We start from the raw sequence: 12,742 nt of genomic DNA on the forward strand, positions 1-12,742 counted from the left end.
ATCAGCGCAGCGTGCCGCCCCAGGCGGCCGGGTCGATGTCGGCGATGGTTTGCGTGAAGGTCCAGATATGGCCGCCGGGATCGGCCACCGAGTACTGCCGCTCGCCGAACGGGTAGCCGGTCGGCGGGCTGAGCGAACGCGCGCGGGCCGCCATGGCGCGCTTGTAGTGCTGCTCGATGTCGGTGATGCGCACCATGATCGAGTGGCAGGGATGCGGGCAGGGCGGCGCGGGACTGGGGCGCTGCGCGACCACCACCGCGCCGGCGCCGCCGTCGATGTCGAGCTGGATGCGGTGGTCGCCGATGCGCAGCCGCTCGCTGAAGCCGAATGCGCCGCACAGCCACTCCGCCGCCAGCGCCACGTCGGGGTAGTGCAGCACCGGTATCACCAGCACCGCCTGGATCGAACGGTTGGGCGCCAGCGGCGTCATAAAGTGCCTCCGCAGGCGCCGCGCACCAGCGGGAATTCGATGCGCTTCAGCGCGCCGTTGCGCTGGCCTTCGATGCTGGCGCGCAGCGTGGCCGGCGCCTCGTAGCGGTAGATCACGCGCTGCGGAAAATCGTGTTCCAGGTTTTCAAACACCACTTCCGTGGCGCTCTGCGCGATGGCGTGGAAGCTGGCCGCCGGCTTGCCGGCCGGCTGCGCATGGAACACGGCCTTGCCGTCGCCGCCGTCGGCGATGCGCATGAATTCGTACGTCGCCAGCTTGCCGCCCCTGATGGTGCGGCCCATGCCCAGCATGGAGCCGGCGGCCGGCGCGGTCCATTGTTCGCCCGATCCGGCCTCGCCGGCGGGATCGACCCAGCAGCCGCTGAGCCAGGAGAGCTGCTCCAGCGGCGCCGCGTGGACGGAACATAGCGCGCCCCAGGCTGCCAATAAAACGGTCACGTTGCGCATACTGATCCTCGGTGTGGTGGGTGGTCAAGCCGGCAGCATGGATTCGATGCGGTTGCGGCCGTTGCGCTTGGCCTGGTAGAGCGCGCGGTCGGCGGCGCCTATCAGCGCTTCGATCTCGACCGCCGTGTCGACCTTCTGCGTGGCGATGCCGATGCTGACCGTGATCTGGCGCAGCTCGCCGTTGTTGCGCTCGTGCGGGATGGCCAGCTCCTGCGCGCGGGCGCGGATCGCCTCGGCCATCACGGTGGCCTGCTCGACGTCGGTCTCGGGCAGTATCATCGCGAACTCCTCGCCGCCGTAGCGCGCCATCAGGTCGCACGGGCGCTTGAGCATGCCCGCCAGCGCGGCCGCCACCTGGATCAGGCACTGGTCGCCCTTCTGGTGGCCGTAGTGGTCGTTGTAGGCCTTGAAGTGGTCGATGTCTATCATCAGCAGCGACAGCGGCGTGCCGCCCCGCTTGGCGCGGCGGTGCTCCTTTTCCATGGCGACGTCGAAGTGGCGGCGGTTGGCGATGCCGGTCAGGCCGTCGGCGAAGGTCTGCGAGCGCAGCACCATGGCCTGCTCGCGCAGCAGCTTCTCGCGGCCGACGGCGATGCTGACGTCGCTGATCTGGATCAGGCAGTGGCGCGGCGCCCCCTCGACGGCGATCGGCGTCACTTCCACCGCCTGCTGGATGCGCTCGTTGCGGGCGGCCGCCACCGGGCTGGCGTGCAGCGCGAACGGCGCCTTGTTGAGCGTCTGCGACAGCAGCGACGGAAAATTGTTGTACAGCGCCTGCTGGATGGCGGCGTCGACCCGGCCGCCGCGCAGGCCGGGGCAGACGGTGAAGAAATCGGCGCCGATCACCTTGTCGTGGCCCAGGCCGGAATACTTGATCATCCACGAGTTCCACAGCACGATGCGGCGTTCGTTGTCGAGCACGATGGCGCCCAGGTTCACCGTGCACAGCACGCTGTGCAGCAGGTGCAGGCGGTGCGCTTCGTTCAACGGATTCATCATGCCTGGCCCATCGCGCGGGCAATGTAGAGGTTGATCTGCTCCTTCAGATCGTGCAGCGCCGAGATGTCCAGCACGAAGGCGACGTAGCCGTGGATCTGGTGCTTCTCCAGCACGAAATCGATGTGCAGCATCAGCACCACGGTGTCGTGCTGGCTGCCGGAGGCGATCAGGATTTCATCGCTGGTGCCGATGTGGTACTGCGGCAGCGAGCCGTGCAGCTCGCGCTGGAAGATGTTGGCCAGCGTGCCGACGCAGGAGTTGAGGATGATGTTGCCGATCTCGCACATGGCTTCCTGCTCCATCTCGGTCAGCTCCTTGAGCGGCACCGATTCGCCCACCATCAGGCGCACGATCTCCAGGCTTTTATCCTCGGGGAACATGAGGATGGCCTCGGTCGAGAAGGCGCCCTCGTAGTGCTGGCTGACGCCGCAGATGGCGCCGGCCTCGGGCGCCTTGCCGTCGAGCACGCGCGCGGCCTCGGCGCGGTTGATGAAGCTCACCGACGGCACCGACATGCGCACCGTCTCGTTGACGATGGCGCTCATCGACGCCGCCGCCTGGCCGACGCCGATGTTGAAGATTTCGATCAGCGCATCGGTTTCCAGTTCGGACAGTGAGAACATGATCAAGCCGCCTCCAGCGTGGCCAGCAGTTGCGCGATGCGCGCCTCGGTGATCGGCTTTTCCATGAAGCCGATGCCCAGCTGGGCCGCGCGCTCGCGCGTGGCCGCCTGCACATTGGCCGTCAGCAGCGAGATCGGGATGGTGGGGAATTCCTGGCGCAGCTGCTCGGCGGCGGCGATGCCGCCCATGCCGGGCATGTTGACGTCCATCAGGATCAGGTCGGGCGGGGCGGCGCGCGCCTTGGCCAGCGATTCCTCGCCGGTGCCGGCCTCCTCGACGATCCAGTCGGCGTGCAGGCCGGCGATGTACTGCCGGGCCATCATGCGCGAAACGCGGCTGTCATCGACAATCAAGACTGTTTTGGCTGGCGTCATGTCTCATCCCCGGCGATCGTTTTTGGACCTGCGTGCACTTCATTCTCGCATATCCGGCCCCATCGCTGGCAAGCATCGTTGCGTAGTCGCAGCGCTTGTGCCAGTCTGCGACACCGGCGCCCGCAGCGTGTTGTCTGAGCGCAATTTTTGGCCGAAAACGGTGGCGGACGGGGGCGATCCGTTAAAATAGCGGGATAGCCTTCCCCTCTCTTATAGAAACATCATGACCCAAGACGAACTGAAACAAGCCGTAGCCCGCGCCGCCATCGATTACGTGGTGGACAACGAGATCATCGGCGTCGGCACCGGCTCCACCGCCAACTTCTTCATCGACGAGCTGGCCAAGATCAAGCACCGCATCAAAGGCGCGGTGGCCTCGTCGGAAGCGACCGCGGCCCGCCTGCGCGGCCACGGCATCGAAGTGTTCGACCTGAACGACGTGCCGGCCATCGCCGTCTACATCGACGGCGCCGATGAAATCACCAATACCGGCGCCATGATCAAGGGCGGCGGCGCGGCGCTGACGCGCGAGAAGATCGTCGCCTCGGTGTCCGGCCAGTTCGTCTGCATCGCCGACGGCTCCAAGCTGGTCGACGTGATGGGCAAGTTCCCGCTGCCGGTGGAAGTGCTGCCGATGGCGCGCGCCTCGGTCACGCGCGCGCTGGCCGCCATCGGTGGCACGCCGAAGCTGCGCCTGAAGGCCGGCACCGACGAGGCCTTCATCACCGACAACGGCGGCATGATCATCGACGTCGCCGGCCTGTCGATCACCGATCCGGTGGCGCTGGAGCAGCAGATCAACCAGATCGTCGGCGTGATCGCCGTCGGCCTGTTCGCCGCGCGCGGCGCCAACGTCTGCCTGCTGGGCATGGCGGACGGCGTCAAGACCCTGAAGTTCTAAGCGTGTCGTTCCCGCGCAGGCGGGAACCCATGCTGAGTATGGATTCCCGCGTGCGCGGGAACGACAGTTCACCTTTTCCGGGCTTCCATGAAACGCTCCTTGATCCTCCTGCTGTGCGGCACGTCCTTGCTCAACGCCTGTTCGTGGCTGCCTGCCTCCCTGGGCAAGGCGCGGGAGGAAGCGGCGCCGCCGCGCAAGCCGGCGCCGCGCACCACGGCCGACGATGGCACGCCGATCAGCTACAACGATGGCGTCGAAATCCAGAAAGTGCCATTCCGCGCCGGCGTCTCGTCGGCAACGGTGGAGAAACTGGCTGCGCAGCAGGGCTGCAAGGGCGGCTGGGGTGCGGGCTTGGTGAGCGAACCGGGACCGGTCGAGGTGTATCGCATGACTTGTGAAAACGGCAAAGTTTTCATGGCAAGATGCGAACTGAAGCAGTGTAAAGCGATGTGAAGTACTACGCACCGGCGGCAGGCGCCGCCGGCGTTGACCGGATTTACTCGGTAGGCGGCACGTAGCCCATGGCCGCGTCGGCGCCGTCGCCGAAAAAGTGTTTTTCCATCTGCGTCGCCAGGTATTTGCGGGCGCGCTGGTCGGCCAGGTTCAAACGGTTCTCGTTGACCAGCATGGTCTGGTGCTTCAGCCAGGCCGCCCAGGCTTCTTTCGAAACCGATTCATAGATCTTCTTACCCAGTTCGCCCGGATACGGCGGGAAGTCCAGACCTTCGGCTTCTTTGTTGAGTTTGATGCATTGAACGGTGCGGGCCATCTGTGTTGCTCCTAAAGCGGTATGTAAAACGACATTATAAGGTCTTAATCAAAACCTGGGACTTGCGCTGCCAGTTGTACATGCGCTGGCGGTCCTTGGGCAGGGCGTCGACGGTGACGGGCACGAAGCCGCGCTTCTGGAACCAGTGCGAGGTGCGGGTGGTCAGCACGAACAGCTTTTGCACGCCGATGGCGCGCGCGCGGTTCTCCATGTGCTTGAGGATGCGCTCGCCGTCGCCCTGGGCCTGGACTTCCGGGTTAACCGTCAAACATGCCATTTCGGCCATTTTTTGTTCCGGGAACGGATACAGCGCGGCGCAACCGAAGATCACGCCATCGTGCTCGATGACGGAGAAGTAGTCGATTTCGCGCTCGATCAGCTCGCGGCCTCGCTTGACCAGCGTGCCGTCGGCCTCCAGCGGCTCGATCAGCTTGATGATGCCGCCGACGTCCTCGATGGTGGCCTGGCGCAGCGATTCCAGGTTCTCGTGCGAGATCATGGTGCCCACGCCATCGTGGGTGAACAGCTCCAGCAGCGCCGAGCCGTCCATGCTGAACGAAACGATGTGCGAGCGTTCGACGCCGTTGTCGCACGCCTTGATGCAGTGCTTCAGGTAGAAGGCGGTGGCGTCCGGCAGGAAGCCGGCCTGCAGCACGGCTTCGGCCTGGTGCGACGACAGTTCGCGGATCTCGGTGCCGCCGGCGTCGGTCATCATGCCGGTCTCGGTGATGAAGATCAGCTTGTCCGCATGCAGGGCGATGGCGGTGCTGCACGCCACGTCTTCCATGGTCAGGTTGAAGGCTTCGCCGGTCGGCGAGAAGCCCAGCGGCGACAGCAGCACCAGGCCATCCGAGCCGAGGATGGAGTGGATGGTTTCGGCGTCGACCTTGCGGGTGACGCCGGTCAGTTCCAGGTCCACGCCGTCGATCACGCCCAGCGGACGGGCGGTGATGAAGTTGCCGGAAATGATGCGGATGGCCGCGTTGGACATCGGCGTGTTCGGCAAGCCCTGGCTGAAGGCGGCCTCGATATCGAGGCGCAGCTCGCCGGCGGCTTCCTTGGCGCACTCCATGGCGGCGATGTCGGTGATGCGCACGCCGTTGTGGAAGCGGCCTTCGACGTTACGCAGGGCCAGCTGCTCGGCCACCTGGGGGCGCGAGCCGTAGACCACGGTAACGTTGATGTCGAGCGCGTGCAGCAGCGACAGATCGTGGGCCAGCACCTGCAGCGCGCCGGCGCTCACGAGCTCACCAGGGAAGGCGACCACGAAGGTCTTGCCACGGAAGGCGTGGATGTAAGGCGCGACTGAGCGCAGCCATTGGACGAATTGGGTAGGGTTTTCCATTAGCCGCATTATAATTCGGTGCGCGACTTCCGCGCCAAAACCTTTGTAAAAAACAATGTCAGAAGCCAGTAACAAGTCTAAAGGCGCGTCCAGCACGCCCGCCAGCACGCAGAACCGCCCCTCCCGCACCCCGCAAGCGCCCAACGCCCGGCCAGGGCAGGGCCAGCCACGCCCGCAAGGGGAGGCCCGCCCGCGCAGCGGTGAGCCGCGTCCGGCCGGCCAGCAGCGCCCGCCGCAGCAGCCGCGTGTCGCGCGGCCGCCCCGCGCAGCGCTGTCGGACGGCGAGGGCGGACTGATTGCGCCGCCGCGCCGCGAGCCTCGGCCACGTCTGACGCCTGAAGAACAAGCGGCCCGCGACGCCGAACGCGCCTTCCGCAACCCGCTGCCGCCGATCACCTATCCCGAAGACCTGCCGGTCTCCGGCCGCCGGCACGAAATCGCCGAAGCGCTGCAAAACAGCCAGGTCATCATCGTCTCCGGCGAAACCGGCTCCGGCAAAACCACGCAGCTGCCGAAGATCTGCCTGGAACTGGGCCGCGGCCAGAAAGGCCTGATCGGCCACACGCAGCCGCGCCGTATCGCCGCCTCGTCCACCGCCAAGCGCATCGCGCAGGAGCTGGGCACGCCGCTGGGCGAAACGGTAGGCTTCAAGGTCCGCTTCGCCGACACGCTGACCAAGGGCGCCTCGGTCAAGCTGATGACCGACGGTATCCTGCTGGCCGAAACGCAAACCGACCCGCTGCTGAAGAACTACGACACCATCATCATCGATGAAGCGCACGAACGCAGCCTGAACATCGACTTCCTGCTCGGCTACCTGAAGCAGCTGCTGCCGCGCCGTCCGGACCTGAAGGTGATCATCACCTCCGCGACCATCGACGCCGACCGCTTCTCGCGCCACTTCGGCACGCCGGAAAAACCGGCGCCGGTGATCGAAGTCTCCGGCCGCCTGTACAAGGTGGAAGTGCGCTACCGCCCGATCGAAAGCGATATCGTCAATCCAGCCGTGGCCAACGCCGAAGGCAAAGGCCAGCGCACCGCCGCCGCCCGTGAAAAGCGCGACCTGATGGACGCCGTGGTCGACGGCGTCGACGAACTGGCCCGCCTGGGCTCGGGCGACGTGCTGGTGTTCCTGCCCGGCGAACGCGAAATCCGCGACGCCGCCGAAGCCCTGCGCAAGCACCATCCACCGCACGTGGAAATCCTGCCGCTGTTCGCCCGCCTGTCGGCCGAAGAGCAGGAGCGCGTGTTCAAGCTGACCAACGCCCGCCGCATCGTGTTGGCCACCAACGTCGCCGAAACCTCGCTGACCGTGCCGGGCATCCGCTACGTGGTGGACGCCGGCCTGGCCCGCGTGAAGCGCTACAGCTACCGCAACAAGGTCGAGCAGCTGCAGATCGAACCGATCGCGCAATCGGCCGCCAACCAGCGCGCCGGCCGTTGCGGCCGCGTGGCCGATGGCGTCTGCATCCGCTTGTACGAAGAGCAGGACTTCCTGCAACGGCCGAAGTTCACCGAGCCGGAAATCCTGCGCTCGTCGCTGGCCTCGGTCATCCTGCGCATGAAGTCCCTGCATCTGACGGACGTGGAGACCTTCCCGTTCATCGAACCGCCGCTGGCGCGCGCCATCGCCGACGGCTACCAGCTGCTGCAAGAGCTGGGCGCTGTCGACGAATACAACCAGCTGACGCCATTAGGCAAGAAGCTGTCCAAGCTGCCGCTGGATCCGCGCGTAGGCCGCATGATCCTGGCCGCGCTGGACAACGTCTGCCTGAACGAAGTGCTGATCATTGCATCCGCGCTGTCGGTGCAGGATCCACGCGACCGTCCGATGGAGCACCAGCAGGCCGCCGACGAAGCGCACAAGAAGTTCGCCGACGAGAAGTCGGAGTTCCTCAGTTATATCAAGATCTGGAAGTGGTTCGAAAACGCGATTGAGCACAAGAAGACCAATCGCCAGCTGATGGACAACTGCCGCACCAACTTCCTGTCGCAGCTGCGGCTGCGCGAGTGGCGCGACGTGCATTCGCAGTTGCTGACCATCGTGAAGGAGCAGGGCTGGCGCATCAACGAAACGCCGGCCACGTACGAGAACCTGCATCTGGCGCTGCTGACTGGCCTGCTGGGTAACATCGGCTTCAAGGGCGAGGACGAACCGGGCGCCGGCTACCTGGGCGCACGCGGCATCAAGTTCAATATCTGGCCGGGCTCCTCGCTGCTGAAGAAGCCGGGCAAGTGGATCATGGCGGCCGAACTGGTCGACACCACGCGCCTGTATGCGCGCTGCGTGGCGCAGATCCAGCCGGAGTGGCTGGAAAAGGTCGGCGGCCATCTGCTGAAAAAATCGTGGGGCGAGCCGCGTTGGGAGAAGAAGTCCGCGCAGGTCAGCGCATCCGAACGCGCCACCTTGTATGGGCTGGTGGTGTACAGCCAACGCCGCATCAACTACGGTTTGTTCAATCCGGTCGAGGCGCGCGAGATTTTCATTCGCGATGCGCTGGTCGGCGGCGACTACGAAACGCGTGCGCCGTTCTTCGCGCACAACCACAAGTTGATCAAGGAGATTGAGAACCTTGAACACAAGTCGCGCCGTCTCGACGTGCTGGTGGACGATGAACTGATCGCCGCCTTCTACGACAAGCTGATACCGGCCGATGTGGTCAACGGCGCCGGTTTCGAGAAGTGGCACAAGGACGCGACGTTCGCCGAACCGAAGCTGCTGTACCTGAACCGCGACGAATTGATGCGCCACGAAGCGGCCGGCGTCACCACGGACCTGTTCCCGAAAATGATGTCGGTGACAGGGCTGGAAATGCAGCTAACCTATCACTTCGAACCTGGCAGCGTGCGCGATGGCGTGACCATGGCGGTGCCGCTGTATGCCTTGAACCAGCTGCCACGCGAACGTTGCGAATGGCTGGTGCCGGGCATGTTGAAGGAGAAGGTGCATCTGCTGCTCAAATCCCTGCCGCAGAAGCTGCGCCGCCATTGCGTGCCGCTGCCGGATTACGCCGCCAAGTTCTGCGAGCGTGTGCATGAAGCGGGCGTGTTCGGGCGTGGTGATCTGGTCGACGCGATCATCGCCGACATCCGTTCGCAGATCACGATCTCGGTGCTGACCAGCGACTTCAAACCGGAGACGCTGCCGGCGCACCACTTCATGAACTTCAAGGTGATCGACGAGCACGGACGCCAGCTGGAGATGGGCCGCAACCTGGCCACGCTGCAAGCCGAATTCGGCACGCAGGCGCGGGAGAGCTTCCAGAAGATGGCCGAGTCGTCCGGCGGCCAGGGCGTGAGCATGCGTGCGTTGGGCAGTGGCGGCAGTGCGTCGTCGTCTGCCGCATCGTCGTCGGCGTCGGCGAAAGCTGGCGCACCGGCGGCGCAAGGCAAGGGGGCTCCCGCAGCCGCCGGCGCCGCGCCGACGGCCACCAGCGGCATCACGCTGACCGGCCTGACCTCGTGGACTTTCGGCGAGCTGCCGGAGCTGCTGGAAATCGCGCAAGGCAAGCTGACGCTGATCGGCTTCCCGGCGCTGGTGGACAAGGGCGCGCACTGCGATCTGGAAGTGTTCGACGATCCGACCGTGGCGGCGCGTACGCACCGTGTCGGCTTGCGCCGCCTGTTCTCCTTGCAGATGAAGGACCAGATCAAGTTCATCGAAAAAGGCATCCCGGGCTTGCAGCAGATGGGCATGCAGTTCATGAGCATGGGCACGCAGGAAGAGCTGCGCGAGCAGATCATCAACAAGGCGCTGGATATCGCTTGCCTGCAAGACCCGCTGCCGGTGGATGCGGCCAGCTTCGCCAAGCGCAAGGACGAAGGAAAGTCGCGCCTGGTGCTGCTGGTGAACGAGATTGCGCGTCTGCTGTCGCAGGTGCTGACCGAGTTCCATGGCCTGCCCAAGCGTTTGCAAGGGCTGCCCGCGCAGGCTGCGTCGGATATGCAGGCGCAGTTGCAAGGGCTGGTCAACAAGCGCTTCCTGTCGGAGAACGAGTACAGCCAGCTGTCGCACTTCCCCCGCTATCTGAAGGCGATGAATGTGCGTATCGAGAAGCTGCGCGGCGACCCCGCGCGCGACGCCAAGCTGATGGCCGAATGGCAGCAGGCGGCGATGCTTTACCAGCGCGCCAACAAGGATAAATCGGCCGGCAAGAATACCGATCCGAAGATGGTGGAATTCCGCTGGATGCTGGAGGAGTTGCGCGTGTCGCTGTTCGCGCAGGAGCTGCGCACGCCGATGCCTGTATCGGCCAAGCGTCTGCTGAAAGTGTGGGAGTCGATGCAGCGCTAAGCGCGCTGGCGCACGCAGGCTGAGGGAGGTTCGGAGTAGACTTTATCGCAACAGGAGATCGCCGCGATGAAGAGAGCCGCCAGCAGTTTGTTACGTACTTTGGTCCGCTCGGGGAAGCGGCAGAGCCGTGCCGTCAGCAAGATCGTGACGGCGTTGTTCGCCGCGCCCGCAGCCGCCAAGCCGAAACGAAAACGCAAACCCGCCACGAAGGTCGCCAAGGCGGCGACGCGTGTACGCGCCGCGCCGGCGGCGATACACGTCCCGCCGTCGCCCGGCAAATGGCTGGCCTCCCACTTCTCCGCACCGCCCGGCATCGGCACGCCCGGGCGCCGCATGAGCTACTGGCTCTACCTGCCCAACAATCCGCCCGAAGACACGCAACGCAAAGGCTTGCCGTTATTGGTGATGCTGCACGGCTGTCATCAAACCGCCACCCAGTTCGCGCAAGGCACGCGCATGAATCAGTGGGCGGAGCAGATGGGCTATGCCGTCCTCTATCCGCAGCAGTTGGTCAGCACTCATGCCCAGCGCTGCTGGAAATGGTATGACCGCGCTACGCAGGAAGGCGGCGGCGATGTGCCCATCATCGTCGGAATGATCGATAAAGTGATGACGCAATATGCCATCGACCGTTCGCGCATTTACATCGCCGGCATTTCGGCGGGCGCCGGCATGGCCAACATCGTCGCGCTGAATCATCCGCACTTGTTCGCCGCAGTGGGGCTGCATTCAGGCCCCGTGTTCGGCGCGGGCCACAACACCATCGGCGCGCTGGGCGTGATGCAGCATGGCGCCGCCCTGCGTGCCGACGCCGCCGCACACGAAGTGCTGACGCGCCATCCCCAGTTCCCCGGCATGCCCGCGATCCTGATCCAGGGCGCGGGCGACAATGTAGTCCGTCCCATCAACCAGATCCAGCTTGCGCGCCAAAGCCAGCTGCTGAACCGCCTGTCGGCAGTACCGAAGATCACCCACAAACCGCAAGGACGCAGCGGCCGCCACAACGCCCACCAGCTGCACGACTTCTACGAAGGAAGAAAACTCCTGCTGCGCGTCGCCCACATCGCCGACCTCGAACACGCCTGGAGCGGCGGCGATCCGGCACTAGCCTTCAACGCCAAGGCCGGCCCGGATGCCAGCAAGATGATGCTGGAATTTTTCTCACGCCATCAGCGCGGCTAGGCGTTACAGCAGAAACGCCAGCGCAGCCACGGCCGTCGGCGCCAGTGCGCCGGCCAGCAGGCCGATAGCGCCTATCGATTCATCCTGGAAGCCGCGACGCAACAGCGATACGCCGGCCGGATTCGGCGCGTTGGCGATCACCGTCAAACCACCGCCCGCCACCGCGCCCGCCACCAGCATGTATTGCGACTGCGCCGAAATCCCTTCGATCAGCGAGCCGAGATAGGTCAGCGCGGCATTGTCCGTAATCGCCGTCAGACCCAGCGCGCTGAAGAACAGCGCCACCGGCGGCAGGCTTTCCACAATCGGCTGCAACCACCATTGCTGCATGCCGCCCAATACCACCAGCCCGGCCAGGAAGAAGCCCACCAGCAGGCCTTCCTTGACGATCAGGGGATTCTGGTAGCGCTGGTAAGCCTGCGTGAATCCCAGGAACAGCATGAAGATGCCGAGGAACAGCACCGGGTGATGCCCCAGCACCACCACCGCAGCCAGGAAGACCAGATGAATGGCCGTCACCATCAACGGCACGGCGGGCGCCGCATCAACCCCGGCCGGCGCGGCGGCCGGCGCGCGCAAATGCGGACGCAGGATGAAGCTGACCACGGTCGCGTTGATCACCACCGCGATCGCCGCCTTCCAGCCGAAATGCGTGGCCATGAAGGCGCTGTCCCACTGCCAGGTGGTCGCCACCATCAGCACCGGCGGCGCGGCGTAGGCGGTCAGCGTGCCGCCTATCGAGACGTTGACGAACAACACGCCCAACGCGCCGTACTTCAGCCACTCCGGCATGCCCTCGCGGAAGATCAGCGGCGCCAGCATCAGCGCGGCCAAGGTCATCGCGGCCGGCTCTGTGATCAGCGAACCGGTCAGCGGCACCAGCGCCAGGCCGAACCACACCAGCGCCAGTTCGGTGCGCATCGGCAGCAGCCTGGCCAGCACCATCAGCATGCGCTGCACTATGTCCAGCACCGGCCGCGACGCGGCCACCACCATTACCGTGAACACGAACAGCGGCTCGGTGTACTGGCGCGATTCGGCGTAGCTGATGGCGGCGTCGCTGCCGCCCAGCAGCGCCATGGCGATAATCAGGATGAAAGCCCAGAAACCGAACACCACTTCCACCTCGCCCAGCAGGTGGAACAGCCCCGCGTGGCGCGGATGGCGGTGCGATAACACTTCGAAGGATTTGGCTGCGAAGGTGTGCAGCAGCGCCAGTCCGAACAGGATGGCGCCGACCAGTTGTATGGTTTGCAAAGGATGTCCTTGTTGAGTTGCCTGAACTACATGGTACAGCAAGGGGCGCACGATACAGTTTTGACCTTGCCAAAATCGCCTGCAAATAGTACTGTGTATTT

At 65.0% G+C, this 12,742-nt stretch carries 12 protein-coding genes; 4 read left to right on the forward strand and 8 right to left on the reverse strand.

Features of this window, described 5'->3' with window-relative positions; translation table 11 throughout:
* Position 1: 1 nt before the first annotated feature.
* From GEV01_RS05395 to GEV01_RS05415, 5 genes are read right to left on the reverse strand one after another with little or no spacing between them, the layout of a single operon-like run.
* Positions 2-430 carry a VOC family protein gene (locus GEV01_RS05395; RefSeq protein ID WP_152802414.1) on the reverse strand — a complete coding sequence of 143 codons (429 nt, stop codon included), beginning with the start codon at positions 428-430 and terminating at the stop codon, positions 2-4.
* Positions 427-897: a DUF6265 family protein gene (locus GEV01_RS05400; RefSeq protein ID WP_152802416.1), complete on the reverse strand. Its 471-nt coding sequence runs from the start codon at positions 895-897 to the stop codon at positions 427-429. Before GEV01_RS05400 ends, GEV01_RS05395 begins: the two co-directional genes overlap by 4 nt.
* A gap of 24 nt (positions 898-921) precedes the next feature.
* Positions 922-1,896, reverse strand: coding sequence for a sensor domain-containing diguanylate cyclase (locus tag GEV01_RS05405; protein WP_152802425.1), 975 nt, complete (start codon positions 1,894-1,896; stop codon positions 922-924).
* On the reverse strand, positions 1,893-2,519 hold the full coding sequence (locus GEV01_RS05410; protein ID WP_152802427.1) for a chemotaxis protein CheC: 627 nt from the start codon (positions 2,517-2,519) through the stop codon (positions 1,893-1,895). The genes GEV01_RS05405 and GEV01_RS05410 overlap by 4 nt, the downstream gene beginning before the upstream one ends.
* A gap of 2 nt (positions 2,520-2,521) precedes the next feature.
* Positions 2,522-2,893: a response regulator gene (locus GEV01_RS05415; RefSeq protein ID WP_152802429.1), complete on the reverse strand. Its 372-nt coding sequence runs from the start codon at positions 2,891-2,893 to the stop codon at positions 2,522-2,524.
* Between the two features lie 223 nt (positions 2,894-3,116).
* On the opposite strand from GEV01_RS05415, the gene rpiA reads away from it, so the two are divergent.
* Positions 3,117-3,794: a ribose-5-phosphate isomerase RpiA gene (rpiA, locus tag GEV01_RS05420; RefSeq protein WP_070270432.1), complete on the forward strand. Its 678-nt coding sequence runs from the start codon at positions 3,117-3,119 to the stop codon at positions 3,792-3,794.
* An 87-nt stretch (positions 3,795-3,881) separates the two neighbouring features.
* Positions 3,882-4,247: a hypothetical protein gene (locus GEV01_RS05425; RefSeq protein ID WP_152802431.1), complete on the forward strand. Its 366-nt coding sequence runs from the start codon at positions 3,882-3,884 to the stop codon at positions 4,245-4,247.
* A gap of 43 nt (positions 4,248-4,290) precedes the next feature.
* Here GEV01_RS05425 and GEV01_RS05430 read toward each other — a convergent pair whose 3' ends face one another.
* Together GEV01_RS05430 and argA are read right to left on the reverse strand one after the other, a co-directional pair.
* The gene (locus GEV01_RS05430; RefSeq protein WP_008451241.1) at positions 4,291-4,563 is read right to left on the reverse strand and encodes an oxidative damage protection protein; all 273 of its coding nucleotides are present in this window, start codon (positions 4,561-4,563) and stop codon (positions 4,291-4,293) included.
* 34 nt (positions 4,564-4,597) lie between these two features.
* Entirely contained in the window at positions 4,598-5,908 is a 1,311-nt protein-coding gene (gene argA / locus GEV01_RS05435) for an amino-acid N-acetyltransferase (RefSeq protein ID WP_008451239.1), read from the reverse strand.
* Between the two features lie 55 nt (positions 5,909-5,963).
* Here argA and hrpA point away from each other — a divergent pair, with 55 nt between their 5' ends.
* Together hrpA and GEV01_RS05445 are read left to right on the forward strand one after the other, a co-directional pair.
* Positions 5,964-10,202: an ATP-dependent RNA helicase HrpA gene (gene hrpA / locus GEV01_RS05440; protein WP_152802433.1), complete on the forward strand. Its 4,239-nt coding sequence runs from the start codon at positions 5,964-5,966 to the stop codon at positions 10,200-10,202.
* A 66-nt stretch (positions 10,203-10,268) separates the two neighbouring features.
* The gene (locus GEV01_RS05445) at positions 10,269-11,384 is read left to right on the forward strand and encodes an extracellular catalytic domain type 1 short-chain-length polyhydroxyalkanoate depolymerase (protein ID WP_175022947.1); all 1,116 of its coding nucleotides are present in this window, start codon (positions 10,269-10,271) and stop codon (positions 11,382-11,384) included.
* 3 nt (positions 11,385-11,387) lie between these two features.
* Here the strand turns inward: GEV01_RS05445 and GEV01_RS05450 are convergent, their stop codons facing one another.
* Positions 11,388-12,641 carry a putative Na+/H+ antiporter gene (locus GEV01_RS05450; RefSeq protein WP_152802435.1) on the reverse strand — a complete coding sequence of 418 codons (1,254 nt, stop codon included), beginning with the start codon at positions 12,639-12,641 and terminating at the stop codon, positions 11,388-11,390.
* Between the last annotated feature and the right edge of the window lie 101 nt (positions 12,642-12,742).

It is taken from the genome of Rugamonas rivuli, assembly GCF_009380165.1.
Taxonomy (GTDB): domain Bacteria; phylum Pseudomonadota; class Gammaproteobacteria; order Burkholderiales; family Burkholderiaceae_D; genus Rugamonas; species Rugamonas rivuli.